22 protein-coding genes and 1 riboswitch are annotated in these 25,213 nt (G+C 69.7%); of the genes, 13 read left to right on the top strand and 9 right to left on the bottom strand.

The genetic code is table 11. From position 1 onward, the window contains the following. Positions 1–5: 5 nt before the first annotated feature. Positions 6–362: a UBP-type zinc finger domain-containing protein gene (locus HPO96_RS13780; protein ID WP_171673838.1), complete on the bottom strand. Its 357-nt coding sequence runs from the start codon at positions 360–362 to the stop codon at positions 6–8. 214 nt (positions 363–576) lie between these two features. Between HPO96_RS13780 and HPO96_RS13775 the strand changes: the two genes are divergently transcribed. Continuing rightward, positions 577–1,182, top strand: a complete 606-nt coding sequence (locus HPO96_RS13775) for a hypothetical protein (protein WP_171673837.1) — start codon at positions 577–579, stop codon at positions 1,180–1,182. Next, the gene (locus tag HPO96_RS39065; RefSeq protein ID WP_171673836.1) at positions 1,179–4,385 is read left to right on the top strand and encodes a hypothetical protein; all 3,207 of its coding nucleotides are present in this window, start codon (positions 1,179–1,181) and stop codon (positions 4,383–4,385) included. Before HPO96_RS13775 ends, HPO96_RS39065 begins: the two co-directional genes overlap by 4 nt. A gap of 97 nt (positions 4,386–4,482) precedes the next feature. Here the strand turns inward: HPO96_RS39065 and HPO96_RS13765 are convergent, their stop codons facing one another. Continuing rightward, positions 4,483–5,121, bottom strand: a complete 639-nt coding sequence (locus HPO96_RS13765) for an HD domain-containing protein (RefSeq protein ID WP_171673835.1) — start codon at positions 5,119–5,121, stop codon at positions 4,483–4,485. A gap of 35 nt (positions 5,122–5,156) precedes the next feature. Here HPO96_RS13765 and HPO96_RS13760 point away from each other — a divergent pair, with 35 nt between their 5' ends. The 4 genes from HPO96_RS13760 (at position 5,157) to HPO96_RS13745 (ending at position 10,844) form a co-directional block, all read left to right on the top strand. Continuing rightward, positions 5,157–6,134, top strand: coding sequence for a GlxA family transcriptional regulator (locus HPO96_RS13760; protein WP_171673834.1), 978 nt, complete (start codon positions 5,157–5,159; stop codon positions 6,132–6,134). An 82-nt stretch (positions 6,135–6,216) separates the two neighbouring features. After that, complete coding sequence (locus HPO96_RS13755; protein WP_171673833.1) at positions 6,217–9,267, top strand: glycoside hydrolase domain-containing protein; 3,051 nt, start codon at positions 6,217–6,219, stop codon at positions 9,265–9,267. Positions 9,268–9,393: 126 nt separating this feature from the next. Further along, complete coding sequence (locus HPO96_RS13750) at positions 9,394–9,957, top strand: RNA polymerase sigma factor (protein WP_238355124.1); 564 nt, start codon at positions 9,394–9,396, stop codon at positions 9,955–9,957. Next, a complete protein-coding gene (locus tag HPO96_RS13745) occupies positions 9,954–10,844 on the top strand; it encodes a hypothetical protein (RefSeq protein WP_171673832.1) in 891 nt (296 codons plus the stop codon). The genes HPO96_RS13750 and HPO96_RS13745 overlap by 4 nt, the downstream gene beginning before the upstream one ends. Here the strand turns inward: HPO96_RS13745 and HPO96_RS13740 are convergent, their stop codons facing one another. Genes HPO96_RS13740 through HPO96_RS13730 form a run of 3 tightly spaced genes read right to left on the bottom strand, consistent with a single transcriptional unit; the run spans position 10,845 to position 13,017 of the window. After that, positions 10,845–11,675: a 5-oxoprolinase subunit C family protein gene (locus tag HPO96_RS13740; RefSeq protein WP_171673831.1), complete on the bottom strand. Its 831-nt coding sequence runs from the start codon at positions 11,673–11,675 to the stop codon at positions 10,845–10,847. Further along, on the bottom strand, positions 11,669–12,271 hold the full coding sequence (locus HPO96_RS13735; protein WP_171673830.1) for a 5-oxoprolinase subunit B family protein: 603 nt from the start codon (positions 12,269–12,271) through the stop codon (positions 11,669–11,671). The genes HPO96_RS13740 and HPO96_RS13735 overlap by 7 nt, the downstream gene beginning before the upstream one ends. Beyond that, positions 12,271–13,017, bottom strand: coding sequence for a LamB/YcsF family protein (locus HPO96_RS13730; RefSeq protein ID WP_171673829.1), 747 nt, complete (start codon positions 13,015–13,017; stop codon positions 12,271–12,273). The genes HPO96_RS13735 and HPO96_RS13730 overlap by 1 nt, the downstream gene beginning before the upstream one ends. 59 nt (positions 13,018–13,076) lie before the next feature. Here HPO96_RS13730 and HPO96_RS13725 point away from each other — a divergent pair, with 59 nt between their 5' ends. The 3 genes from HPO96_RS13725 to HPO96_RS13715 all read left to right on the top strand — a co-directional run bounded on the left by HPO96_RS13725 (position 13,077) and on the right by HPO96_RS13715 (position 15,703). Beyond that, the gene (locus tag HPO96_RS13725) at positions 13,077–13,799 is read left to right on the top strand and encodes a GntR family transcriptional regulator (protein ID WP_171673828.1); all 723 of its coding nucleotides are present in this window, start codon (positions 13,077–13,079) and stop codon (positions 13,797–13,799) included. A gap of 73 nt (positions 13,800–13,872) precedes the next feature. After that, positions 13,873–15,303 (top strand): aminopeptidase P family protein, encoded by a 1,431-nt coding sequence (locus HPO96_RS13720; RefSeq protein WP_171673827.1) that lies wholly within the window; start codon positions 13,873–13,875, stop codon positions 15,301–15,303. Positions 15,304–15,475: 172 nt separating this feature from the next. Continuing rightward, complete coding sequence (locus tag HPO96_RS13715; RefSeq protein ID WP_171673826.1) at positions 15,476–15,703, top strand: hypothetical protein; 228 nt, start codon at positions 15,476–15,478, stop codon at positions 15,701–15,703. 3 nt (positions 15,704–15,706) lie between these two features. Here the strand turns inward: HPO96_RS13715 and HPO96_RS13710 are convergent, their stop codons facing one another. After that, positions 15,707–17,095: an alpha/beta fold hydrolase gene (locus HPO96_RS13710; RefSeq protein WP_171673825.1), complete on the bottom strand. Its 1,389-nt coding sequence runs from the start codon at positions 17,093–17,095 to the stop codon at positions 15,707–15,709. A gap of 97 nt (positions 17,096–17,192) precedes the next feature. Here HPO96_RS13710 and HPO96_RS13705 point away from each other — a divergent pair, with 97 nt between their 5' ends. From HPO96_RS13705 to HPO96_RS13690, 4 genes are all read left to right on the top strand, one after another. Further along, a complete protein-coding gene (locus HPO96_RS13705; protein ID WP_171673824.1) occupies positions 17,193–17,540 on the top strand; it encodes a DUF3817 domain-containing protein in 348 nt (115 codons plus the stop codon). A gap of 164 nt (positions 17,541–17,704) precedes the next feature. Further along, positions 17,705–17,797, top strand: a riboswitch (glycine riboswitch). Between the two features lie 80 nt (positions 17,798–17,877). Next, on the top strand, positions 17,878–19,251 hold the full coding sequence (locus HPO96_RS13700; protein ID WP_171673823.1) for an L-serine ammonia-lyase: 1,374 nt from the start codon (positions 17,878–17,880) through the stop codon (positions 19,249–19,251). A 29-nt stretch (positions 19,252–19,280) separates the two neighbouring features. Continuing rightward, a complete protein-coding gene (locus HPO96_RS13695) occupies positions 19,281–19,514 on the top strand; it encodes a ribbon-helix-helix domain-containing protein (protein WP_171673822.1) in 234 nt (77 codons plus the stop codon). Then, a complete protein-coding gene (locus HPO96_RS13690) occupies positions 19,514–19,948 on the top strand; it encodes a PIN domain-containing protein (RefSeq protein WP_171673821.1) in 435 nt (144 codons plus the stop codon). Before HPO96_RS13695 ends, HPO96_RS13690 begins: the two co-directional genes overlap by 1 nt. Positions 19,949–19,952: 4 nt before the next feature. Here the strand turns inward: HPO96_RS13690 and HPO96_RS13685 are convergent, their stop codons facing one another. The 3 genes from HPO96_RS13685 to lysX form a co-directional block, all read right to left on the bottom strand. Continuing rightward, positions 19,953–20,780: an alpha/beta fold hydrolase gene (locus HPO96_RS13685; protein ID WP_171673820.1), complete on the bottom strand. Its 828-nt coding sequence runs from the start codon at positions 20,778–20,780 to the stop codon at positions 19,953–19,955. A 61-nt stretch (positions 20,781–20,841) separates the two neighbouring features. Beyond that, positions 20,842–21,636, bottom strand: coding sequence for a hypothetical protein (locus tag HPO96_RS13680; RefSeq protein ID WP_171673819.1), 795 nt, complete (start codon positions 21,634–21,636; stop codon positions 20,842–20,844). A 196-nt stretch (positions 21,637–21,832) separates the two neighbouring features. Continuing rightward, positions 21,833–25,192, bottom strand: a complete 3,360-nt coding sequence (lysX, locus tag HPO96_RS13675; protein WP_171673818.1) for a bifunctional lysylphosphatidylglycerol synthetase/lysine--tRNA ligase LysX — start codon at positions 25,190–25,192, stop codon at positions 21,833–21,835. Positions 25,193–25,213 lie beyond the last annotated feature (21 nt).

Raw genomic sequence — 25,213 nt, 5'->3', positions numbered from 1 at the left:
CCAGTTCAGTTGAGGTGCTGCTGCCAGTCGGCCGGGACGTTCCCGGCCGGCCCCGGCACGGGCTGGTCCTCCGGGCGGGACTGCGGCGGCGCGAGCTCCGGGCCGTTGTAGTACTGCGACTCGCCGTAGTGCCAGAACCAGTCCTCGCCGGGTTCGAAGCTGCGGACGATCGGGTGACCGGTCTGCTCGGCGTGCGCCGACGCGTGCTGCGCGGGGGAGGAGTCGCAGCAGCCGATGTGGCCGCACTGCGCGCACCGGCGTAGGTGGAACCACCAGCCGTCGTGCTCCAGGCATTCGGCACACCCGGTGCCGCTCGGCGGGACGGAGCTGTCGATCCCGGGCGTCCCAGAATTCTGCGTCATATCGGCATCCTATGTCCTGGCAAACAGGCCCTGGAAAGCCCTTCAAACACTTGAAATCGGCCGATTTCCGAGTCGGTACCGTTCCGGTCTTGAAGCCGAGGTTACCGCCTGGTACGAACGTCCTTCAGCTCTTGTACTGAACAGTAGTTCAAGTACGTGAATCTTGGATTTTCCGGAGGGGGTCCCGGAGTCCACAGTGAGGTGGAGGACTCATATGCAGCGCAGTACCTTGCTATGCGGTGCTCTGCTGGCCGTGGTCGCGGGTCTGTTGTGTCTGGTGGGGGAAGCCCTCGGTCTGGACACGCAGCACGTGGCGCTGGTCGGCGGGGCCCTGGGGGGTGTGGTGGGGCTGGTGCAGGAACGCACGCCGGCTCAGCGGGCCGCCGGTTTCGTGATCGGGCTCTTCGTCGCCTGGCTCGGGTTCGCCGTCCGGGCGCTCTACCTGCCCGATTCGGCGTCCGGACGGGCGGTTGCGGCGGTGCTCGTGGTGGCCGTCTGCGTGCTGTTCGCGGCTGGCTCCGCGAACCGGCTGCCGTTGTGGACGCTGCTGCTCGGCGCGGCCGCGATGGTCGCCGTCTACGAGGAGACGTACACGGCCGACAGCCCGGCGTTCCTGGCGCAGTCGCCGTCCGCGGCGACCGGCGTCCTGCTCGCGGCCGGGATCGGGTTCCTGGCGACCTCGATCCAGCGGCCGCAGCCCGCGACCCCGGCCGAACCGGAGGCCCGCACCGAGGTGCCGCCGCCGGACGGCGAGCCGACCGAAGAGCTTCCTGTCAACGAGACCCGTGAGTTCGCCACCGTCGAAGGAGAGCGTCCGTGACCGCCCAACGGATCACTCGGGCAGCGGCGGCCGTCGTCGCCGTCCCGATCGCCTTTGCCCTGTCCACCTCCCAGGCCCTGGCGACCGCCGGGGCCGTGACGGCCGACCCCGTCGTCGTCACCAACACCGAGACCGTGCAGGCCCGGCTCGACGCCAGCGGCAAGGTCGAGGGCGCCCGCGTCTACGAGCAGCTCGCGCTGATCGGCAACGGCAAGGTCAAACTCGACAACCCGGTCTCGACCGACGGCCTGCGCAACCTGGACGGGTTCGGCGGGTTCACGGTCAAGGACGGCAAGATGACCGTCGACACCTCGGTGCACGGCGAGCAGCGGCTGCGGACCGTCAGCGACTTCGACAAGAAGAAGCTGCCGATCACCGTCGCGGTCACCTACACGCTGAACGGCAAGAAGCTGAAGAAGCCGGGTGACGCGGTTGGCAAGAAGGGCCGGCTCGCGGCGCATTACCTGGTCGAGAACAACTCCGGGAAGTCCCAGCCGGTGACCATCACCGACGGCTACGGCCGCAAGGTCACCGAGCAGGCGGACGTCGTCATCCCGATGGTCGGCCAGTTGACGACGGTGCTGCCGCCCGAGTTCGGCGACGTCCAGTCGAACGAGGCGAACAAGGCCGGTGACGGCAAGGGTGGCACGAAGCTCAGCTTCACCGTCACCCTCTTCCCGCCGGTCGGCGCCGCGACCGCCGAGTTCGGCTGGTCGGCCGAGGTCGACAACGCTGTCGTCCCCGAGGCCGAGCTGACCGCGCTCCCGGTCAGCCCCCTCGACAGCCCTACCTTCAAGACCGCCGTCTCCGGCTACCAGACCGGCGCCGAGAAAGGCGTCGACCTGGTCGAAGGCGGCGGCGAACTCGACGCCAACCTGGTCAAACTCCGCGAAGGCGGCGAAAAACTCCTCAGCGGCCTCCTCCAACTCAATGCCGGCGCCAAAACCCTCAACGAGGGCCTAGCCGGCAAAGCCGCCCCCGGCGCCACCCAACTGACCTCCGGCGCCGCCCAGTTGGCCGGCGGCCTCGCCGACCTCGACACCGGCGCTTCGCTGCTGCGCACCAAGACCGGCGAAGCCGCCGCAGGCGCCGACAAACTGAACGACGGCGCCGGCAAGCTCAAAGCCGGCGCCAAGGAGCTCGACGCGGGTGCGGGCAAACTCCAGAAGGGCGCCAAGGACCTCGAAGGGGGCGCGGGCCGCCTGCAGCGGGGTGCGAAGGATCTGGACGCCGGCGCCGGCAAGCTGAAGAAGGGCGCGACGGATCTCGACACCGGAGCAGGCAAACTTCAGGTTGGCGCGAAGGATCTCGACGCGGGCGCCGGAAAGCTCCAGGTCGGTGCGAAGGATCTGGACGCCGGTGCCGGCAGGCTCCAGGCCGGTGCGAAGGACCTGGATGCCGGCACCGGCCGTCTCAAGGCCGGCACCACCAAGGTGAACACCGGGGCCGTCCAGCTCAAGGCAGGTACTGGCACCCTCGCGGGCGGTCTGGACACGGCGACCGGCGCCGGTCCGGCCCTCATCACCGGGCTGACTCAGGTCAGTGCAGGCCTCAAGGGTGTCGAGGACGGCCTGGGCCTCCTGTACGGCGGTATCGGCCAACTGCCCGAAGCCGCCAAGCCCCTGCACGCGGGGATCCAGCAACTGCGCGGTGGTATCGGCTCGGTCAACGACAGCAGCACGCTGCTCGGCGGGCTGCAGCGGATCAAGCAGCAGCTCGAGGCGTCCGGTCCGGGCATCGACAAGATGCGCCGCGGCGTGGACTGTCTGTCCGACGCAGTCGATGCCGTGAGCAACGGTAAGCCGAACAAGGGCTACAGCGAGGAGTGCTACGGCGCTGCCGCGGCGGTGCTGAACGGACCGGCCGGCGATGCGAACAAGGGCGCCGAGGAGAACGCGGTCAAGAAGATGATCCTGGACGCGGCGCTGGCGCGGATGGGTTCGATCGGTAGCGGGCCCGGTGACCTGGACGAGCCGCTCCCGAGCTCGGCGACCCTGCAGGTGGCACTCGCGTACCTCAAGGGCCGACTGACCCAGCGAGCCGTTCCAGGCCTGGAGCAGCTGCAGTGTGGTCTGGACAATCGCGTCTCGGGTTGCCCGGACGCCAAGCCCGGTCTGGCGCAGGGATTGCAGGCTGTGGACGCCGGGGTGAGTGAGCTGGTCTCCAGCGTCGTGCAGGATGTCCAAGGAGCGATCGGCAAGGCCGATGACACGCCCGCGGACAAGACGCTGCGTGGCGGTGTGAACGGCCTGCAGGCCGGAGTCGCACAGATCCAAGCGGGTGGCACGCAACTGTTCGCCGCGCTCGAGCAGCTCTCGGACGGCGCCAGCCTGATCGACCTCAAGATGGGCGAGCTGGGCACCGGTATCGGTCAGCTCGACGCTGGTGCGGACGGCCTCGTGGCCGGCACGCAACGGCTCACGGTGGGCACGAACGATCTGGCGGCCGGGACCAAGCGGTTGACGACGGGGACGAACGACCTCGCGGCGGGGACCAAGCGGCTGAAGACCGGAACCAATGACCTGGCGGCCGGGACCAAGCGGTTGCGGTCCGGCTCGAACGAGCTGGCCGGCGGAATGCGGCGGTTGTCCACCGGTACCAACGATCTGGCGGCCGGGACCAAGCGGCTGCGGACCGGAACCAACGACCTCGCGGCTGGTACGAAGCGGCTCGGCGGTGGTGTCGGGGTCCTGGCCGACGGGACCGGGAAGCTCGATGACGGGTTGTTCCTGCTGTCCGAAGGAACCGCGAAGCTCGCGGACGGTGCCGGTAAGGCCAAGGACGGGTCGGACAAGCTGGCTGCGGGGTCGAAGGAGTTGTCGACCGGGATCACGGCTGCGGCTGAGGGGTCGGGGAAGCTGGCCGAGGGGCTGAACACTGCCGCCGAGGGGACGAAGGCGATTCCGGAGGGGGCGCGGCGGCTGTCGACCGAGGGGGCGCAGACGTTGGCTAAGAAGGGCAACGAGACGACGCTTGATTTTGGGCGGCGGTACAGCATGTTGTCGGCTTCGGCGCAGCGGGCGAAGGCGGAGTCGATGCCGTTCGGCGCACCGGAAGGGGCTGTGGGAGCTACGGCGTACTCGCTGAAGCTGGCAGGGGCCAGCGGTGAGGGCGGGCGCAGCTGGTTGCGGCTGCTGGCCGGGCTGGCTGTGTTCGGGCTGGCGATCGGCGCGACGACGGTGTTGCGGCGGCGCGCGGCCTGATGTCGCTAACGACATGAGGTAGTGCTTGCGGCGCTCCGGCGTCCCGCCTGAGGCGGTGGCGCCGGAGCTGCGGGAGGCGACTACCTCATGTCGTTGCCTACTCCGGCCAGGGGGAGTTCTGAATGAGCTCGACGAAGTCGGTCGGGTGGAAGTTGGGGACGAAGTGGCGGAGGACGTCGGCTTTGACGTTGCCGAAGGTGGTGGCGGGGCGGTCGGCGAGGCCTTCGGTGAAGGCGGCGAGGATCTGGGGTTTGAAGTCGGGGCGGGGGTGGGCGGCGACGACGGCCTCGCGGTGCGCCGCGGGGAGGGCGTCGTGGCCGAGGCCGAGGACGTCGAGCTCGACGCCGCGGGTGACCAGGGCGATCTCGGGGGCCATGTGCAGCGGGATCTCCGGCGTGGTGTGCAGGGCGATCGCCGTCCAGACCTTGTCGGCGTCGAGGGGGTGGATGCCGTACGCGTGCAGGAAGCGGCGGGCCTCGTCCGCGCCGTCGAGCTCGAAGCGCTGGTCGGTCCGCCGGTAGCGCTCGGTGAGACCGAGATCGTGGAACAGGGCGCCGACGTACAGCAGCTCAGGGTCGTGGCTCAGGCCGTCGGCCTGGCCGCGGAGGGCGCCGAAGAGGTAGACCCGGCGGGAGTGGTGGTAGACGAGGTCGGTCGCGGCGTCGCGGACCAGCTCGGTGGCCGCGCGCGCGAGGGTGCTGTCGGGGATCTTGATCCCGGCGATCTCTTCACTCATGTCACCAGGGTGGCCGCCGGGGCTACGCTGGCGACATGTCCAAAAGGCCGCATCAACCACAGATTCGGACCCGTCGGGTCGCGTTCGTCGTGTACGACGACGTCACGCTGCTCGATGTGACCGGCCCGCTCGAGGTGCTGCACCAGGCGAACCGGGCGGGCCGGCGGTACGAGTCGGTCCTGGTGTCGCCGAACGGTGGATCGGTGACAGCTGCGTCGGGCCTGAAGCTGGCCGACACGCTCGCACCCGCGGCGGTCGGCCCGGTCGACACGGTGCTGATCGCCGGCGCCGATCACCTGGCCGAGCGTGTCCCCGACGACGTCCGGACGACGGTCGCCGTCCTCGCGGATCACGCGCGGCGGGTCGCGTCGGTCTGCACCGGCGCGTTCGTGCTGGCCGAGCTGGGCCTGCTCGACGGCCGGCGAGCGACCACCCACTGGCGGCACGCCGAGGCGTTCGCGCGGCGCTACCCGGAGATCGACGTCGAGCCGGACGCGTTGCACGTCACCGACGGCCGCTACCTGACCTCGGCGGGGATCAGCGCGGGAATCGACCTGACGCTCGCGCTGGTGGCGGCCGACCACGGCGCCGAGGCGGCCCGCGAGGTCGCGCGGGAGCTGGTCGTGTTCCTGCAGCGGCCCGGCGGGCAGTCGCAGTTCTCCACCGCGCTCGCGACGCCGCCGGCCCGTAGCGATCCGTTGCGAACGGCAACGACTGCGGTCGTCGCCGATCCAGCGGCCGATCACAGCCTGCCCGCGCTGGCCGCCTTGGCCGCTGTCAGCCCGCGACATCTGACCCGGCTGTTCCAGACCGAACTCCAGACCACGCCAGGCCGCTGGATCGAGCGCGTCCGGCTCGATCGCGCTCAGCAACTCCTGCTGGACGGACACAGCATCACTGCCGCCGCCCAGCTCAGCGGCCTGGGCAGCGACGAGACCTTACGCCGGGCTTTCGCCCGCCAACTGGGGACGACGCCGACGGAGTATCGCCAGCGGTTCAAGGCAGTGGTCTAAGGAATCTTCTGGACGGCGACGTGCGGCGGCGTTGATCGTGGTGGGTATCAGGGGCCGCTCACCACCCCGAGAGGACAGCCTCATGTCGTTCGTCCGTCGCTTTGCCGCCGCAGTTGTCGTGGCCGCGCTCGCGTTTGCGCCCACCGCTCAGGCCGGTACGTCGCCGCCCACCGGCCGGGCTGTGCAGGCCGCGCCTGGGGTCGACTACTGGACCGAGCCGTCCAGTACGAGCGTGTTCCGGGACACCTTGCCGAGCAAGCAGTCCGGACGGGCGATCAGTCTCGATGCCGCGATCAACGAGGAGGAGAGCGCGCAGATCGTCGTCCGCTCCGCCTCGACGCTGACCGTGCAAGGCGTCGACTTCTCGGCGCTGACCAGCGGCGCCAAGTCGATTGCCGCGAGCAACTTGTCGTACAACTTCGTGACCTACAAGTACCTGAACTCGAACACGCGGTTCGGGTCCCAGCAGATGTATCCGGCGGTCCGCAAGGCGCCGGGGGATTTCCCGGACCCGTTGTCGAACGACCGGACGGCGAGTGTCGGCCCGCGGACGTCGCTCTCGATCTGGGTGACCGCCGCAGTCCCGAAGGGTACGACCGCCGGGCTCTACGCCGGAACCGTGACGGTGACGACCAACAAGGGCCCGATCGCGGTGCCGATCTCGATCGACGTCCGGGCGGTGACGCTGCCGGATCCGAAGGACCAGACCTTCGAGACCACGTTGTGGAACACGTTCTTCGGCGAGTTGTCCTGGGCGCCGGAGGGCCGGACGGTCGAGGAGACCTACAAGTACGAGCGTTACACCCCTGAGTACTGGGAGCTGCTGGAGCGGGTCGCGGAGCAGATGAAGCGACACCGGACCAACACGCTCACACTGCCGCTGGTGAACCTGCTGATCGACGGCAACACCACCGTCACCAACAACAGCAACGCCACCGGCGTGTACACCTTCGACTGGAGCCGGATCGACCAGATCGTCGAGTTCATGGTCGCCCGGGGCGTGGTGAAGCGGCTGGAAGGGTTCTGGGTCTCGGCCGACACCTACAACTGGGGCCGGCCGCAGGACGACATCCGCGAGGTCGAGATCATCGACGGCCTCGGCGGCAAGGGGCAGCGCAACTACGTGAACTGGGACTCGCCGAAGGCGAAGAACTTCATCGACCAGTTCATCCCCGCGCTCAAGCAGCACCTGGACGCCAAGGGCTGGACGACGGGGCTCGACTACTGGATGCACGTCGGCGACGAGCCCGGGATCGAAGGCGGTGACGAGGAGGCCGCCTGGCGGGGGATCCTGGCCCGGATGCGGAGCAAGTGGCCGAACGTCCCGGTCGGAGACGCCGCCTTCCACGAGCCGGTCGCGGCCAGTGTGTCGAAGGAGATGGCCGTCGTCGTCCCGAATCTGCTCAACTACGACGCCAATCAGGCCGCGTACGACGCGTTGCGGGCCCAGGGCAAGGATCTGTACTTCTACAACTGCAACATCCCGGTCGGCAACTACCTCAACCGCTTCATCGACCAGCCGCAGTTCAACCAGCGGCTGACCCCTTGGTACGCCTACTCGCGCGGGGCCAACGGCTACCTGCACTACTCGATGAGCGGCTGGCTGGCCGACCTGAACACGACGGAGTCGAAGGGCGATCACTACATCGTCTGGCCGGACGAGGATCGGAACACGATCCAGTCCTCGATCCGCTACGAGTCCCTGCGCGACGGGATCGAGGACTACGAGGTCCTCAACCACCTGGGGAAGACCAATCCCAAGCTGGCCAGGGATCTGGCCACCGCGCTGACCCAGAAGGCCGACAAGTACAGCCCGGACACCGGCTACCAGGCGCGGATCCGCAAGCTCGCGCTGGACGCCGCGGCCGGCAAGCCGGTCGCCGGTGATCTCGCCCGGACCGCCGAGGTGAGCGCGTCGAGTGGAAACGCGGCCGCCGCGATCGACGGCGACGACAGCACGAGTTGGCAGCCGGCGACCCCGGGTGGTCAGTGGTTGCAGCTGAACTTCGATCGCCAGATCCAGCTGGACGGTCTGCGGCTGAACTGGGCCGGCGCCCCGGCCGCGAACTACACGGTGCAGGTCTCCTACAACGGCAGCCGGTGGACGACGGCGTACTCCGGCGGCGGTGGCGCCTTCGCCGGGATCAACGGCAAGGCCCGGTCGGTTCGGATCACGTTCGACGGGAGTACGCCGTACGCGCTGAAGGGCATCGAGGTCGCGGGGAGCAAGCTCGCGAAGGCGAACGTGCTCGGCGGGCGGACCTACACCGTGAGCCCGGCGCCGAACAGCAAGCCGGACAGCGGGATCGAGTCCACGGACGGCGTCCTCGCGGATGCGCACGACGACGGCCGGACCTACGGCTTCGGCGCCGGGCAGCCGACGGCGACCGTGACGTTCGACCTCGGGTCGACCCAGCGGGTGGACTCGGCCCGGGTGCACGCCTACGAGGAGTACCCGGCCTACCGGCCGGATCGGATCACCGTCTCGACCAGTGCCGATGGCAACAACTGGAAGCAGCGCGGCTTCTTGCCCGGGACCACCAACGACCAGGCCGGGATCTGGTTCGAGTTCGACTTCCCGCCGACCGACGCGCGGTTCATCCGCTTCACGCTGCAGAAGACGTACGGCGGGGACGCGGGCGTGATGCTGATCGACGAGCTCGAGGCGTACTCGGCCACCGCCCCCGCGAGTCTGGCGACCGGAGCGGCGTACACGAAAACGGCCGCACCCGAGGCCGGCTACCCCGACGCGGGTAACAAGGAGTCGACCGACGGCGTGATCGCCGGTCACCACGACGACTCGCTCAGCTACGGCTACAAGTACGGCGTCGGTACGACGGGCCGGGTGAAGGTGCTCGTGGATCTCGGCTCGGCGCAATCGTTCGGCCGGGTCGAGGTGCACGACAACTACGACGGGGTGACGAAGTACTCGCCGGACCTGGTCCGGATCTCGGTCGGGAACAGCCCGACGGCGCTCACCGAGCTGGCCGCGACCTCGGTCTCGTCGGCCCAATGGTTCCGGCTGCCGGTGCAGGCCACGGCGCGGTACGTCCAGGTCGAATACGAGAAGTACGCCCAAGGCAACGCCGCGGACTGGGTCTTCGTGGACGAGATCGCGGTCTATCCGAACTGACCGGGATCCCGGTTCGCCACTCACGACATATATCCAGTGAGACCCCCTGGCGGGGGACGATCTGGAGGTGGTGACGTGATGGTCCTTGCGGCCAGACCAGGCGGACCAGAGGGGTTGCCCGCGACGATGAGTGACCAGGAGTTGTGGCGGCGGGCGGTCGACGGCGAAACCGAGGCATTCGGTTCCCTGTTCGACCGCCACGCCACCGCCGTCTACAACTTCCTGTTCCGGCGGACGGCGTCCTGGAGTGACGCCGAGGACCTGACGTCGCTGGTCTTCCTGCACGGCTGGCGGCGGCGCGCCGAGGTCGAGCTGGTGCACGACTCCGCGCTGCCCTGGCTGTTGCGAACCGCCGACTACGTGCTGCGCAACGAGTTCCGGCGGCAGCGCTTCCGGCGGCTGAACCTGCTCCGGCAGACCGCGGTGGACGAGCCGGATCACGCCGAGGGCGTGGCCGCGCGGATCGACGACGAGCGCGAGGCCCAGCGGCTGCGCGCCCTGCTGCGCAAGCTGCCGAAACACGAGCAGGAGATCGTCGAGCTCTGCTTCTGGAGCGGCCTGGACGCGCAGTCCGCCGCCGTGGCGCTCGACGTCCCGCTCGGCACCGTCAAGTCGCGGCTCTCGCGCGCCCGCAAACGTCTTCGCGACCTCAGCGTCGTCAGCACCGAGTCCTTGGAGAACCTGTCATGAGAGAGCTGCTGAACCCGCGGCCCGACCGCCCGCTGCCGCGCCACGACGAACTCCGCGCCGAACTCCTGGAAGCCCTCGAGGACGAGCAGTCCCGGCCGAAGCGCCGCGCCCTGGTCCCGATCGCCGCCGCGGTGGCCGTCCTCGCGGTCGGCGGTGGCCTGGCCGTCGCCGTACCGGCGCTCCGTGACGCCGACGCGCCGGCCGCCGGGCAGGAGCGGGTGCGGCAGCTGACGGCGGCGGAGACCGCCAAGCTCCAGCAGGAGTGCCTCGCCGAGGCCGACGAGATCACCGTCAAGCAACTCCCGAAGCCGTTCCGCGGCTACCAGCCGATCCGCGCGTTCCAGTTCACCGACATCTTGGACCCGAAGGTCGTCGACACCTGGCTGATCGCTGAGGGCAAGGTCGACGAATGGCAGGACGACACCCAGCCGCCGGCGTCCGACGTCCTCACGCCGAAGACCGGGTTCTGGCTGTGCAGCCGCACGGCGGGCGGCAAGATCAGCGAGTCGAGCCTCCGGAGCCAGCAGCAGTACCTCGGCGGCGATCCGATGCGGTCGGTCGCCCGCAACGCGGGTATCTTCGCGGGGCCGGTGGATCGGGTGACCGTCGAGGTTCCCGGAAAGCCGGCGATCGAGGCATATCTGACGGACGGCTTCTACTTCGCGCCGACCGAGGGGCGGGTCGACTGGGGCCGCTACGACGCGGACGACCCCAAGGCGAACGCGTACGTGATCCGCGGCTACGCCAACGGGAAGCAGATCTATCTGAGCACCAAGCCGAGGTCCGATTGCTGGGTCAAACTCCCGGAGACTCCTGGCTTCAAGCAGCCCACACCGATCCGCGGCAGCGTCACGCAGTGCAAGGAGGTCTACTCCTGGCCGTCCTGATCAGACGCTGAAGCGGACGGGCTGGCCGGGGCGGAGCTGGGCGCAGGCGGGCAGGGACGGCGTCGCGACGTAGGCGATGACCGGGTAGCCGCCGGTGACGGGGTGGTCGGCGAGGAAGACGACGGGGAGGCCCGAGGGCGGGATCTGGATGGCGCCCAGGGCCATGCCTTCGCTGGAGAGCTCGCCGGTGCGGGAGCGTTCCAGCGGGTCGCCGTCGAGACGCGCGCCGACGCGGTTGCTGTTGGCGCTCACGGAGTAGGTCTGGCCGAGGAAGGACTTCCAGCCCGCGTCGGAGAACCAGTCCCGGCGCGGGCCGGGGGTGACCCGGATGTCGACCTTGCCGGTGGCCGGGGCGGCGACCGGGGCAAGGTCGACACCCGGCATCGGCCCACAGCTGGACCCGATCGGCAGCGATTGCCCAGTCTGCAGCGGTTCCGGGCCGAGGCCGGACAGCAGATCGGTCGACCGCGAGCCGAGGACGGCCGGTACGTCGATGCCCCCGCGGACAGCGACGTACGTGCGGAGCCCGGAGCGCGGCGGGCCGAAGCGCAGCACAGTCCCGGCGCGGATAACGGCCGGCGCATTCAGCGGTACGCCGGAGCAGGGCGCGCCGGTGATCGCGAGCGTGAGATCGGCGTCCGCGTGCAGGACGAGACCACCGAAGGTGAGCTCCACCGCGGCAGCACCCGGATGGTTGCCGACCAGCCGGTTCGCCAACGCGTACGCCGAAGCGTCGCAGGCGCCCGAGGCCGGAATCCCCAATGCGGCTTGGCCGATCCGGCCGCGGTCCTGAATGGTTGCCAACGGCCCGGTTTCCAGAACGGTCAGCATCCGGCGTCCACGAAGCGAACCTGGCGGCCGGGGTGGAACAGCGCGGCCGGGTCGCGGGACTGATCGAAGATCTGCAACGACGTCCGTCCGATCAGCTGCCAGCCGCCGGGCGACTCGCGGGGGTAGACGCCGCTGAACTCACCGGCCAGCCCGACCGCGCCGACCGGGACCTTCGTCCGCGGCGACGACCGGCGGGGGATGCTCCAGTCGGCCGTCCCGGTCAGGTAGCCGAAGCCGGGGGCGAAGCCGCAGAACGCGACCGTCCACTCCTCCTGAGTGTGCCGCTCGACGACCTCGGCAGTGCTGCAGCCGAGCAGTTCGGCCACGTCGGCGAGATCTGCGCCGTCGTACACGACCGGGACTTCCAGCAGGTCGCCGGCGTTCCGCGCGGCTTGCGTCGGCCGGACGGCGCGCAGGTGTCGCTCCAAGGGCTCCAGGCTGCCGCTGGTGGTGACGAGCACGGTCCGTGCGGCGGGGACGATGTCGACGACGTCCGCGGGGTGCTCCGCGAGCAGGGCGGCGTAGTACCCGAGGACTTCGTCGAGGTCGTCGAGCTCGACCAGGAGGGCCCGGTCGCCCGCAGGCAGGATGCGCATCAGAACGGGCTCAGCCGGACGCCGGCGTCGGTCAGCGCGGCCCGCACGCGGCGGGCGATGTCGACCGCGCCCGGGGTGTCGCCGTGCACGCAGATGGACGCCGCTTCGACGGTCAGGTCCGCGCCGGTGCGGTCCTTGATCGGCTGCCCGGTCGCCATCGCCGTACAGCGGGCCGCGATCTCGTCGGCGTCGTGCAGCACCGAGCCCGGTTCGCGGCGCGAGACCAGCGTCCCCTCCGGCGTGTACGCGCGGTCCGCGAAGGCTTCGTGGACGACGGTCAGCCCGGCTTCGGCCGCGAGCCGCAGCCAGGCCGAGCCGGGCAGACCGAGAACGGGCAGGGATCGGTCGTAGTCGGCGACGGCGCCGACCACGGCGGCCGCTTGGGCCTCGTGGTGGCCGATCGTGTTGTAGAGCGCGCCGTGCGGCTTCACGTACCGGACGCGGTCTCCGGCGATCCGGGCGAACGCGTCCAGCGCGCCGATCTGGTAGACGACCTCGTCGCGCAGCGCATCCGGCTCGATGTCGACGAACCGGCGGCCGAAGCCGGCCTTGTCGGCGTACCCGACGTGGGCGCCGATCGCGACGCCGCGCTCGACCGCCTGGCCGGTCACGCGGCGCATGATCGAGGGATCGCCGGCGTGGAAACCGCAGGCGATGTTCGCACTGGTGACGACGTCGAGCAGCGCGCTGTCGTCACCCATCGGCCAGGAGCCGAAACCTTCCCCGAGATCCGCGTTGAGATCCATACGTCATGCTAAGAGATTGTTGAACAATCCTGCAAGAGGTTTGTTCTATGATGCGGCCCATGAGCACCGGTGAGGTGGATGAGAGCCGCCAGGCGTGGCTGCGGACGGTGGCCGCCGACGTGGCCCGGCTGGATCGCAGCAGTTCCGCGGAGCGCGCCGCCGACATCCTCCGCCGCAGTATCACCGAGGGTGCGCTGCCGCCCGGCGCCCAGCTGTCCGAGGTCGAGCTGACCGAGGTGCTGGAGGTCAGCCGGAACACGCTCCGCGAGGCCTTCCGGCTGCTCACCCACGAGGGTCTGCTGATCTACAAACTGCACCGCGGCGTCTTCGTCCCGGAGCTGGACGAGCACGACGTCGTCGACCTCTACCGGCTCCGCCGGGTCCTCGAGGTGGACGTCGTCCGCGGCCTGGCCGACCGGGAGCCCGAGCTGCCGGCCGCCCGGCTCGAACCGCTGCTCGACGACGTCGAGGCCGCCGAGGCCGCGGCTCTCGCCGACCGCTGGGCCGCGGTCGGGACGGCGAACATGCGCTTCCACCAGCACCTGATCGGCCTGGCCGACAGCGCCCGGATGGACGCGATGACCGGCCGCCTGCTCGCCGAGCTGCGCCTGCTCTTCCACGTGATCGCCGCGCCGCGCGAGCTGCACGAGCCCTACATTGCCCGGAATCGGGCACTTTTCGACCTGCTGGAGGCTCGTAAGTACGCCGAAGCGGCGACCGACCTGCATCAGTACCTGACCGACTCCGAGGTGGCGATTCTGGCCGCGTTCCGGAGTCGTTAAAGGCTTGATTTCAGTCACCGCGACCTGAGTTGATGAGGTGTACAGCCGTCAGCAGCCCAGGGGAGCGCAGCGCATGACCGAGGAAGAGCGGACCGACCCGACGCCCAAGTCCTACCGCCCGATCGACGCGAAGGGTTTCCGCGAGTCCATCGCGCGCGGCTGGGGGCCGGTGGACCGCTCGATCACCGTGCCCGCCGGGCTGGCCGAGGCGGCCGCCGAGCATCGGCGCAAGCTCAGCGCGGCGCTGCCGGGCCGCCGGATCGCGCTCGCGGCCGGCCGGGCGCCGGTGCGCTCGAACGACACCGACTACGAATTCCGCGCCGACAGCGATTTCGTCTGGCTGACGGGCTGCCAGGCGGAGGGCGCCGTCCTGGTGCTGTCGGCGGACGGCGACGCGACGCTGTACCTGCGCGAGACCGCCGGGCCGGAGGAGGCCGACTTCTTCGCGAACGCGCGCGACGGCGAGTTGTGGATCGGCCCGGTGCCCGGCCTGAAGGACTGGTCGGATGCGCTGCAGATCGCTTGCCGGCCGATCGAGGAGCTGCCTTCCGCGGTCCGCGGCGCGGTTCCGTACATGTTGTCGGTGCCCGGTGTGGAGCCGATGCTGGACGCGTTGGTGCAGACGTCGCCGTACGACGGGAACTCGCTGCGCCAGACGCTGGCCGAGCTGCGCCGGATCAAGGACGACTGGGAGCTGGATCAGCTGCGCGAGGCCGTCGCGGCCAGCGTGCTCGCCTTCGGGGACGTCGCGCGCGAGCTGCCGGAGGCGATTCGCGGCGGCGGTGAGCGCTGGCTGCAGGGCACCTTCGACCGTCGCGCCCGGACGGCGGGCAACGGCGTCGGCTATGCATCGATTGTTGCCGCCGGCAAGCATGCGCCGGTGCTGCACTGGGTTCGCAACGACGGCGCCGTCAACGAGGGTGACGTGATCCTGCTCGACGCCGGCGTCGAGACCCGCACGCTCTACACCGCCGACGTGACGCGGACGTTCCCGGCCACCGGTGAATACACCGCGGCCCAGCGGCAGGTCCACGACCTGGTGCACAAGGCGCAGCTCGCCGCCTTGGGGGCGGTCAAGGCCGGAGCGCCGTACCGGGCCTTCCAGTACGAGGCGATGGTCGTGCTGGCCGAAGGACTGCGCGACTGGGGCATCCTCGACACGTCGATCGACGAGCTGCTCGGGCCGGACGGTCAGCAGCACCGCCGGTTCATCGTCTGCGGCACCGGGCACTACATCGGCCTCGACGTCCACGACTGCGACGCCGCGCGCCCGGAGACGTACTTCGCCGGCGACATCGAGGCCGGGATGGCGCTCGCGGTCGAGCCGGGGCTGTACTTCCACCCGAACGACGAGACCGTGCCGCCCGAGCTGCGCGGGATCGGCATCCGGATCGAGGACAACGTCGTCGTGCACGCCGACCGGCTGGAGATCCTCACCGAGGCGCTGCCGATCACCACCGACGGGCTCGAGGCCTGGACCCGGCAGCACCTCAACGGACAGTAGTCATTCGATCACTTAAAATTAGCAATCACTTGCGGTAACACAAGTGGGTGCTCGCACGATGTAGTCGTCGGGGAGGGTCGAACTCGGCCCGGCGCGTGACAGTGGGGGGCCGCGGTCACGCGCCGGCCGGATTCGGATTCAGGATCAGGGGAGATCCAACGGGGGAGCAGTCATGAACCTGCGAGTGCGAGTCGTCCACTACGGCCAGGCGCATTGGTACGCCGATATCGACGACGCGGATGATCCGCAGCCGGACGATCCGTTCTGGTACGTCGATCGCTGCCGGACGCAGGCCCAGGCGCTCGACGCCGCCTGCACCGAGCTGAGCGCCTTGTCGAAGCGCGCTCGCCGCGGCGATCACCTGCACCGGGTGCTCGAGATCACCGGCGTCGCGGTCTGAGTCTCAGCCGGTCGGCGGGATCGCGGGGCACGACGTACCGCGCTTCGGCACCGAGCGGTCGATGAGGTAGCTGTCGACCGTCGACAGCATGCAGGCGCCCTTGTTGTAACTGCCGTGTCCCCAGCCCTCGTAGGTGAGCAGCACACCGTGCCGGCCGAGCTGGCGCTCGACGCTGCGGGCCATCGGGTACGCCGTCGCCGGGTCGTGCAGCGCGTTCGCCAGCAGGATCGGCGTCTTCAGGTTGCGGACGTCGAGGCGGTGCTGGGGGTTGTTGGCCTTCGGTGCGCCGAGGCAGACCGAGACGGCCATCAGCTGACCCGGATAGGGCATGTCGGGGTTCTTGCGGGCCAACCGGTCGAGAAGGCTCGCGTAGTCACGGTAGTTGGTGATGCGCAGATTCCAGTCCTGGCAGAACGGGATGAAGGGGTGCGCGGCCAGCGCGGCGGATTGCTTGCTGACGGCAAGCTTCTGCAGGGACTCCGCGAGCGCGTTCCACTGCGGCCCGTAGAGCATCCGGAAGGTGCTGAAGCTGAGCTGGAACTGGTTGCCCGCCCGGGCCAGCGCATCGGCCCAGATGGCCCGGACGTCCTGGCCGTGCAGCGCGCACGACGTCGTCCGATCGCACCACTTCACGAACTCGTCGAACGAGTCCTGGACGCCGGCGGCCTGGACGTCGAGGAACTCGCGCGGCCCGGCCAGGCTGTGGTCGAGCACGCTCTCCAGCACCATCGCCCGGACGTTGCGCGGGTAGGTCTCGGCGTACTGGGCGCCGAGCAGCGTGCCGTACGAGCTGCCGTGGAAGGAGATCTGGCGCTCGCCGAGGGCGCGGCGAATGGCGTCGACGTCCCGGACGGTCTGCCAGCTGTCGACATGGTCGTAGAGCGGGCCGGTGTGCGTGCGGCAGTCGTCGGCGAGGCGGCGGTTGAAGTCGACCGCCGCAGTGAACTCCGCGGGGCTCTTGATGATCGGGGACGGCAGCTTGGCCATCAGCTCGGCCGAGCAGCGCACCGGGTTGCTGCGGGCGATCCCGCGCGGGTCGAAGCTGACGATGTCGAAGCGGTCCTGCAGTTGCGGGCTGAACCGGCTGATCCCGGTCTTGATCCGGTCGACGCCGGAGTCGCCCGGGCCGCCGGGGCCGAAGACGAGGACGCCGACGCGCTGCTGCTTCGCCGTCCGGCGGGCGATCTCGAACCCGAACGTCGGGCCGTCCGGGTTCCGCCAGTCGACGGGCAGCTGGAGTGTCGCGCATTCGGAACCCTGGACGACCGCTGGGTCGTCGTTGCCCTCGGCGACGCAGTCCCGCCACTGCACGGCGGCCGAGGCCGGGAGGACGGTCAGGCTGGCGGCGGCGACGGTCAGGGCGACAGTCCACGCCAATGTTCTCGGTTTCATTCCCCCGATCCTTCGGCAATCGCTTGCTCGTCGGCATCGGGGAACGCCCCTGGACCACCCCGGTCGTCGTTTGCGGGGCTTGTTAGGGTCGGGCGCGATGACACACTCACGGTGGTTCCGGGTGGTGGCGATCGCCGAGGCGGTCTCCTGGACAGGCCTGCTGATCGGCATGCTGTTCAAGTACGTGCTGTCCGACAACGAGCTCGGGGTCAAGATCTTTGGCCCGATCCACGGCGGCATCTTCGTCGTCTACGTGCTGACGGTGCTGCTCGTCCGCGGCCCGTTGCGCTGGTCGTGGCCGGTCACGCTGGTCGCGCTGGCCGCGAGTGTTCCGCCGCTGTTCACCTGGTTCTTCGAGATCTGGGCCGCGCGGACCGGCCGGATTGACGGCAGCCGGGAGGCCGCCGTACCGTCGCGTGCGGAAGCTAATTCAACAGCCGCATGAACCCGTGCGGGAGAGACCCGGGCAAAGGGCGTCTCTCCCAATCCCACGCCTACTGCGCTGCACTCGGCACGGCACCTCGCCGCACGGGTGCGAAGGGCACGATGCTCCGCATCGAACCCTCCGCCCCCGCACACCGATGCACCGCACCGAGCACATGCTCGCTACGGCGTGGAATTGGGAGAGACGCCCTCGGACCCGGGCGCCGTAGGAGCAACTCTCCCCAAGAATCTCTCAGGCACCTTCACCGTACGGGCGAGGCACCTCTGGAGGACATCGGTCCAACAGAGTGGGGAGGACACCACTCGGTCAACGACGACCGGAAGGGACCTCCACACGGATGGCGATCAGTGTTTTCGACCTGTTCAGTATCGGGATCGGCCCGTCGAGCTCACACACCGTGGGCCCGATGCGAGCGGCCCGGACCTTCGTGCACGGCCTGGCGGACGCCGGCCTGCTGACCGCGACCGCCCGCGTCGAGTCGCAGCTGTTCGGCTCGCTCGGCGCGACCGGGCACGGCCACGGCAGTAACAAGGCGGTCCTGCTCGGTCTCGAGGGCGAGGATCCGGAGACCGTCGCCACGCACTCCGTCGACGCCCGCGTGGAGACCATCCGCGAGCGCGGCCGGCTGCGGCTCAACGGGACGCACGAGATCGCGTACGACGACAACACCGACCTGATCATGCATCGGCGGAAAGCCCTGCCGTACCACCCGAACGGGATGTCGTTCCTGGCCCGCGGGGCCGACGGCGCCGTCCTGCGGGAGCGGACGTACTACTCGGTCGGCGGCGGTTTCGTCGTCGACGAGAACGCCGCCGCCGGCGACCGGATCGTCCCGGACACGACCGTGCTGAAATACCCGTTCCGGACCGGCGCCGAGCTGCTCGACCGCTGCCGCGAGTCCGGCCTGTCGATCAGCGAGGTGATGCTCGCCAACGAGCTGGCCTGGCGGACGGAGGCGGAGATCCGCAGCGGCCTGCTGCACATCTGGCAGGTCATGCAGGACTGCGTTCAGGAGGGCTGTGAGACCGAGGGCGTGCTGCCCGGCGGGCTCAAGGTGCCGCGGCGCGCGCACCTGCTGCACACCAAGCTCACCCGCGACCCCTGGTCGGTCGACCCGCTCAAGGTGATGGACTGGGTGAACCTGTTCGCTCTCGCCGTCAACGAGCAGAACGCCTCCGGCGGCCGCATCGTCACCGCCCCCACCAACGGCGCCGCCGGCATCATCCCCGCCGTCCTGCACTACTACCGCCGCTTCGTGCCGGGCGCGACCGAGGACGGCGTCGTCCGCTTCCTGCTCGCCGCCGCCGCGATCGGCGTCCTCTACAAGGAGAACGCCTCCATCTCCGGCGCCGAGGTCGGCTGCCAGGGCGAGGTCGGCTCGGCCTGCTCGATGGCCGCCGCCGGCCTCTGCGAAGTCCTCGGCGGCACCCCCGAACAGGTCGAGAACGCCGCCGAGATCGCCATGGAGCACAACCTCGGCCTCACCTGCGACCCGGTCGGCGGCCTGGTCCAGATCCCCTGTATCGAGCGCAACGCGATGGCGTCGGTCAAAGCCATCAACGCCGCCCGGATGGCCATGCACGGCGACGGCGTCCACGTCGTCACCCTCGACAAGGTCATCAAGACCATGCGCGAAACCGGCGCCGACATGAAGATCAAGTACAAGGAGACCTCCCGCGGCGGCCTCGCCGTCAACGTCATCGAATGCTGACCGTGCAGTACATGTGTTAGCGTTGGTACATGTCAATGAAGCGGACCAACGTCTACGCCGATCCTGAGGATCTGGCGTTGATCAAGGAGGCCGCGCGCCGACGGGGCATTCCCGAGGCGGAGATCATCCGCGAGGGGATCCATCTGGCCGCGATGGCCAACCGGGTCTGGGACGAGCCGCTCGATTGGCCGACCTTTGACGGCAGCGGTGAGCCGGTGACGAAGGCCGAGGTCCGGGCCGAGGTCGCTCGGCGTTCTGCCTGATGATCCTGATCGCCGACACCTCCGGAATCATCGCCGCGTTCGACCGCAACGCCCCGGAGAGCGCAGACTGCCGGCGGCTCCTGCAAGAGGCCGGGACGGTTGTCCTGTCGCCGTTGGTGCTGGCGGAGGTCGATCATCTCGCCCGGGTCAGACTGGGGAGCCGCGCTCGGGCGACGATTCTCGACCTGTTGCACGACCAGGTCGCGAAGCTCAGGTTTCAGATCCCTGACGTCGGCGCCGAGACGTTCGGTACGGCGTTGAGCGTCATCCGCCGGTACGCCGACCTGGATCTGGACCTGGCCGATGCCGTGAGTGTCTGTCTCGCGGCGGACTATCGGACGGACGCCGTGCTGACGCTCGATCGGCGCGACTTCCGGGCCGTGCAGCCGCTCACTCCGCACAAAGCGTTCCGGCTGTTGCCCGACGACCTGTGATTCCTCAGCCCTTCGTCGTTTGCAGGATGGTTCGGGTGATGAGGGGTGGGTCGTCGTTCATGGGGACGTGGCCGCAGTTGAGGAGGGGGACGGAGCGGGCCTGGGGGAGTTGGAGGTGGGCTCGGGCGGCTTGGACGGGGAGGAGGATGCGGTCGTGGGTGCCCCAGGCGATGGTGACGGGGACGGCGGGGACGTCACCTTCGAAGGTGGCGCCGCGGCGGGCGTGGGCGGCGACGCGGTCGAAGGCGGGGGCGTCGCGGAGGGCGCGGGATTCGGCGACGACGGCTTCGGGGGCGCGGCGGGCCGGGCGGTGGTAGATGGTGCCGGTGAGGACGCGGCGGCCGGCGGGGGTGCGGGAGAGCCGGCGGACGGTCGGTTCGGGGGTACGGCGGGCGACGCGGCGCAGGTTGGTGAGCAGGCCGAGGGCCCAGCGGTTCTCGCGGGGTGACCAGAAGCCGGCCGGGGAGAGCGCGGTGACCGTGCGGACCAGTTCGAGCTGGCCGAGGCGGAGCGCGACCAGGCCGCCGAGTGAGTTGCCGACGACGTGTGGGCGATCGACGTCGAGGGCCTTGCAGAGCGCGTCGACGGTGTAGGCGAGGCTGTCGAGCTCGTCGGGGACGCCGTCCGGGATGTCGGGCGACGCGCCGAACCCGGGGAAGTCGAGCGCGATCACGTCGTGATGCTCGGCCAGCTCGTCGAGGACCGGGTCGTAGGCCTGCCAGTGGTGGCCGATGCCGTGCAGCAACACCAGCGGCTCGCCGGCACCCTGGCGGTGGTAGGCGACCTCGACTCCAGGAACCCCGGCCACGGTGACCGTCGCGGTTGCGCTCATGACCTCATCGTGACCGCGGTACGGCGTTCTGTCATCGTGACATGGCCGATGTCACATAACCCTAATAAGCCTCCACCGACTTGGTCGGCGCATTACCCGACACCGTGCGCTGCAGGTCGATCTTCCACGACTTGTCCGCCCCGAAGGCCTGCTCGAACTTCTGGAACGAGCACCCGGTCGCGAACTGCCGCCGCTCCGAGCTCCACTCCGCGCCGCTCTTGTAATACAGGTGGTAAGGCCCGCCGATCCGCGTGATCGCGGCCGCCTTCCCCGCCCGGATGTAGGTCATCACGTGCGGCTCCCGCGGCGGTTTCCCATCCGGGACGACCGAGATCGCCACATCCTTCGACGTCCCGTTGGTGATCTCCAGCCGCCCGATCCCGGCCTCGCCCCGCCGGACGACGGTCTCGCCGTTCGCCGGCCGTTCGGCCTCCGGCGCCTTCCCCGGGTTCGGCAGGCTACCGCCGAACACCAGCTCGCGCTGAGTCAACGCGGCGAACGCCGGCTGCAGGTCGACCCGCAACTGCCGCTGCACCTTCTTCGACGTGTACGCGCCGCCACCACACCGCGCATCCAGCTCGGCCTGCTCCGAATCCGCCAACCGGTACGCCGCGACCCCGATCCGATCCTGCAACAGCTGATGGACGCCGCTCAGTCGCGCCGCGACCGTGATCGCGGCCAGCTGCGCCGACGCCTTGTTCAGCGCGGTCGACAGATCGCGCATCGCCTCGGCCAGCCCCTCGGCCGTCTGCGCCCGGGCCAGCGCGCGCAGGTTCCCGCCGAGGCCCTTCTCGACCTTCGCCAGCTCGGCCTGGTACGCCGCCTGGTCCAGCGGTCCGCGTGCCGGTGCCGACACCGCACTCGCCGTACCCTGCGTAGGCGTCGGCTCACGCCCGCCCGCAACCGGAGCCGGCGTGCACCCAATGAGCACGCACAGCAACACCGCAACCACCCCGAGCCGCACCGATCCACCCACCCCAGTAGCCCCAACCCCGCGCCCTCCAAAGGTACGGGCGGAGCCACCGAGAAATGAACCAGCTCTACGTTAAGAATCAGCTCCGCGGGGCCGGGCGGACGAACGGGAACGCCAGCGTGGACCGGATGTTCTGGCCGGTCAGCATCATCATCACCCGGTCGACGCCGATGCCGAGACCGCCGGTCGGCGGCATCGCGTACTCGAGCGCGCTGAGGAAGTCCTCGTCGAGTGACATCGCCTCCGGGTCGCCGGCCGCGGCCTTCAGCGACTGCTCGGTGAGGCGGCGCCGCTGCTCGACCGGGTCGACGAGCTCGGAGTACGCCGTACCGATCTCGGCGCCGAACGCGACCAGGTCCCAACGCTCGGCCAGGCGCGGCTCGGTGCGGTGCGTCCGGGTCAGCGGCGACGTCTCCAGCGGGAAGTCGGTGTAGAACGTCGGCAACGTGGTGTGCGGCTCGACCAGCTCGTCGTACAGCTCCAGCACCAGCTCACCGGCGGACATGTCCATCCGGGTGTGGACGCCGTGTTTCGCGCACAGCTCGCGCAGCGCCTCGGTCGACGTGTCGGGATCGACCGGTACGCCGGCCGCCCGCGCGACCGCGTCGTGCACGGTCACCACCGGCCAGTCACCGGAGATGTCGATCTCGCCGTCCGGCCGCTGCACGACCGGCTTGCCGAAGACGGCGGTCGCGGCCTCGATCAGCAGCTCCCGGGTCAGCTCGCGCATCACGTGATAGTCGGCGTACGGCTGGTAGGCCTCGACCGAGGTGAACTCCGGGTTGTGGGTCGCGTCGGCGCCCTCGTTGCGGAAGTTGCGGTTCAGCTCGAAGATCTTTCCCAGTCCGCCGACGCTCAGCCGCTTCAGGAACAGCTCGGGCGCGATCCGCAGGAACAGGTCGGTGTCGTAGGCGTTGATATGGGTCTGGAACGGTCGCGCGTTCGCGCCGCCGTGCACGGCCTGCAGCATCGGAGTCTCGACCTCGATGAAGCCGCGGCTCTCGAAACCGTTGCGCATGGCCCGGACGGCGGCGCTGCGGTGCCGCATCATCCGCAAGGAGTCGGGGTTCATCACGAGGTCGAGGTGCCGCTGCCGGACCCGGGACTCGGGGTCGGTGAAACCCTTGCGCTTGTCCGGCAACGGGTGCAGGCACTTGGCCGCCATGGCCCACTCGGTTGCGGCGATCGACAACTCACCGCGCCTACTCGTCACGACCTCACCGGTGATGCTGACGTGATCGCCGATATCGACGAGATGCCGCCAGTGCTTCAACGCGGTCTCGCTGCAGGCCTCGGCGGTCAGCATCACCTGCAGCTGGACCAGCCCGTCCTGCAGTTGGGCGAACGCCAGGCCGCCGTGGCTGCGCATCCGCATGACTCGACCGGTGACAGAGACCGTGTGGCCGGTGCGGTGATCGGCGGGCAGGTTCTGGTGCAGCTCGCGGACCCGTTCCAGCGTTTCGGTCCGCGGTACCGAGACCGGGTACGGATCGATGCCAGCGGCAACGAGCTCGACCAGCTTGGTCCGGCGGATCCGCTCCTGCTCGGTGAGACTGCGCTCCGGCAGCGCCGGCCGCAGCAGCTCGTCCTCCTGCGCGTGGACGGCGGCCGCGAACGTCGCACCGTCGCTCGCGTGGATCACGTGCATCCCGTGCGGATCGCGCTCGGCGCTGTCGACGCGTGTCCACGGCCGGGGCGCGGGCAGGAAGCCCTCCGCCGTGCCGGCGGCCAGCACCACCTGCGCCAGCGATGCCCCGCGGGAGTAACACATCAGCCGCGGCGACCAGCGCGGCAAGTACTTCTCGTTCGACTGGTACAGGCTCTCCAGCTGCCAGAACCGGGACGCCGCGGTCAGCAGCGCGTTCGTCAGCCGCAGCACCGGCCCGGCGCCGACCCGCTCGGCGTCGCTGAAGATCTCCCGGAACATGGCGAAGTTCAGCGAGATCCGGTGCACGCCGAGGTCGCCGCAGGCCTCGACCAGCGACGCGACCATGAACTCCATCAGACCGTTCACGGACTCCGGGTCGCGGCGCATCAGATCGAGCGAGACGCCGCGCAGACCCCACGGCGCGAACGACAGCAGGCCGCGGACCTCGCCGTCGTTGTCCCGGGCAATCACCATCACGCAGCGGCCGTCGGCCGGATCGCCGAGCCGGCCGAGCGCCATCGAGAAACCGCGCTCGGTCTGCGCGCCGCGCCATTTCTCCGCCAGGTCGACGTACTTCGCCAGCTCGGCCGGCGCGAGATCGCCGTGCCGCACCACCTCGGCGCGATAACCCGCGCGCTGCGCCCGGGTGACGGCCTGCCGAACCGGGCGCATCGTCCGGCCCTCAAGGCTGAAGTCCGCGACGTCGATGATCGCCTCGTCGCCCATCGCCAGCGCCCGCAGGCCGGCGTCGACGTACGCGCGCGCCGCCTCCTCGCTGGCCGACAGGACGGCTGGCGACCAGCCGTACGTCCGGGTTTCGGCCAGCCATGCCTCGATCGCACCGGGCCAGGCGGCCGGATCGCCCAAGGGATCACCGCTGGCCAGGCTGACGCCGTTGACCACCCGGTAGGCGATCGCGGCGTCCTGCTCCTTGCTGAAGATGACCGCTTTGTCGCGCCGGGTCGCGAAGTAGCCGAGCGAGTCACGCTCGCCGTGCTCCAGCAGCAACCGGCGCACGCCGAGCTCCTCGGACTGGGTCAGATAGCGGACCCGGCGCGCCGACCGGAGGAAGATCGCGAACGCGATGATCAGCGAGGCGGCCGAGATCGCGCTCACGATCAGGCCGACCCAGGCGTGTCCGCCGTGCCCGTCCATCTTGTTGTGCGGCTGCCCGAACGCGGCGCCGACCGCCCAGCCGATCTTCTGCCGCTGGCCGGTCAGCGTCTTCGGGAAGATCTGCGTGAGCGTGATGCTGACGGCAACCGAGAGCAGCATGCCGCTGACCAGCGTGCCGATCGCGAGCCGCCGGCTGCCCAGGGCGAGCCGGGCCGGGAACGCGCCGCGGATCTTCCACAGCAGCACGATCAGCGCGGTCACCACGACGACCTGCAGGATGCCGAACTCGAGATCCTTGACCGTGATCCGGTCCAGGTCGTCGACCAGCGCGGACTCCGGGTTGCTCAGCTGCACGCTGCTGAACGCGACGAACGCGATCAGGCCGAGCAGCCAGAGCCCTTCGAAGACCCACAGCACCCACAGCAGCGCGGCGCGTTTCCCGCGCAGCAGCGCGCTGCCGACGACGGCCAGGTAGACCGCCGGGAAGAACGTGTGCCCGGCCGGGATCCCGAAGAAGTCGAAACCCTGGTCGATCCGTTTCACGAACGTCGGCGCGGCCAGATGCAACGGAATCGCAACAAAGGACCAGACCGCCGCGAGCACCACGACCCGGCCGACCCAGACGGCCGCACGCTGCTGCCAGGCGGGAATCACCTTCGTTTGTTCGGAGGACACCTTGCGATCATCCCACTCCCC

This window comes from Kribbella sandramycini, assembly GCF_013131805.1.
GTDB lineage: Bacteria > Actinomycetota > Actinomycetes > Propionibacteriales > Kribbellaceae > Kribbella > Kribbella sandramycini.
Note: the sequence above shows the minus strand (reverse complement) of the source record. Positions and strands in the feature narration are given on the sequence as shown.

Excerpts from the sequence above, each read along its gene's own strand:
- HPO96_RS13780 (WP_171673838.1), bottom strand. The coding sequence starts at position 362 with ATGACGCAGAATTCTGGGACGCCCGGGATCGACAGCTCCGTCCCGCCG.
- HPO96_RS13755 (WP_171673833.1), top strand. The coding sequence starts at position 6,217 with ATGTCGTTCGTCCGTCGCTTTGCCGCCGCAGTTGTCGTGGCCGCGCTC.
- HPO96_RS13725 (WP_171673828.1), top strand. The coding sequence starts at position 13,077 with ATGAGCACCGGTGAGGTGGATGAGAGCCGCCAGGCGTGGCTGCGGACG.
- HPO96_RS13715 (WP_171673826.1), top strand. The coding sequence starts at position 15,476 with ATGAACCTGCGAGTGCGAGTCGTCCACTACGGCCAGGCGCATTGGTAC.
- HPO96_RS13730 (WP_171673829.1), bottom strand. The coding sequence starts at position 13,017 with ATGGATCTCAACGCGGATCTCGGGGAAGGTTTCGGCTCCTGGCCGATG.
- HPO96_RS13720 (WP_171673827.1), top strand. The coding sequence starts at position 13,873 with ATGACCGAGGAAGAGCGGACCGACCCGACGCCCAAGTCCTACCGCCCG.
- HPO96_RS13760 (WP_171673834.1), top strand. The coding sequence starts at position 5,157 with ATGTCCAAAAGGCCGCATCAACCACAGATTCGGACCCGTCGGGTCGCG.
- HPO96_RS13775 (WP_171673837.1), top strand. The coding sequence starts at position 577 with ATGCAGCGCAGTACCTTGCTATGCGGTGCTCTGCTGGCCGTGGTCGCG.
- HPO96_RS13745 (WP_171673832.1), top strand. The coding sequence starts at position 9,954 with ATGAGAGAGCTGCTGAACCCGCGGCCCGACCGCCCGCTGCCGCGCCAC.
- HPO96_RS13690 (WP_171673821.1), top strand. The coding sequence starts at position 19,514 with ATGATCCTGATCGCCGACACCTCCGGAATCATCGCCGCGTTCGACCGC.
- HPO96_RS13765 (WP_171673835.1), bottom strand. The coding sequence starts at position 5,121 with ATGAGTGAAGAGATCGCCGGGATCAAGATCCCCGACAGCACCCTCGCG.
- HPO96_RS13705 (WP_171673824.1), top strand. The coding sequence starts at position 17,193 with ATGACACACTCACGGTGGTTCCGGGTGGTGGCGATCGCCGAGGCGGTC.
- HPO96_RS13750 (WP_238355124.1), top strand. The coding sequence starts at position 9,394 with ATGAGTGACCAGGAGTTGTGGCGGCGGGCGGTCGACGGCGAAACCGAG.
- HPO96_RS13740 (WP_171673831.1), bottom strand. The coding sequence starts at position 11,675 with ATGCTGACCGTTCTGGAAACCGGGCCGTTGGCAACCATTCAGGACCGC.
- HPO96_RS13735 (WP_171673830.1), bottom strand. The coding sequence starts at position 12,271 with ATGCGCATCCTGCCTGCGGGCGACCGGGCCCTCCTGGTCGAGCTCGAC.
- HPO96_RS13700 (WP_171673823.1), top strand. The coding sequence starts at position 17,878 with ATGGCGATCAGTGTTTTCGACCTGTTCAGTATCGGGATCGGCCCGTCG.
- HPO96_RS13685 (WP_171673820.1), bottom strand. The coding sequence starts at position 20,780 with ATGAGCGCAACCGCGACGGTCACCGTGGCCGGGGTTCCTGGAGTCGAG.
- HPO96_RS13695 (WP_171673822.1), top strand. The coding sequence starts at position 19,281 with ATGTCAATGAAGCGGACCAACGTCTACGCCGATCCTGAGGATCTGGCG.
- HPO96_RS13710 (WP_171673825.1), bottom strand. The coding sequence starts at position 17,095 with ATGAAACCGAGAACATTGGCGTGGACTGTCGCCCTGACCGTCGCCGCC.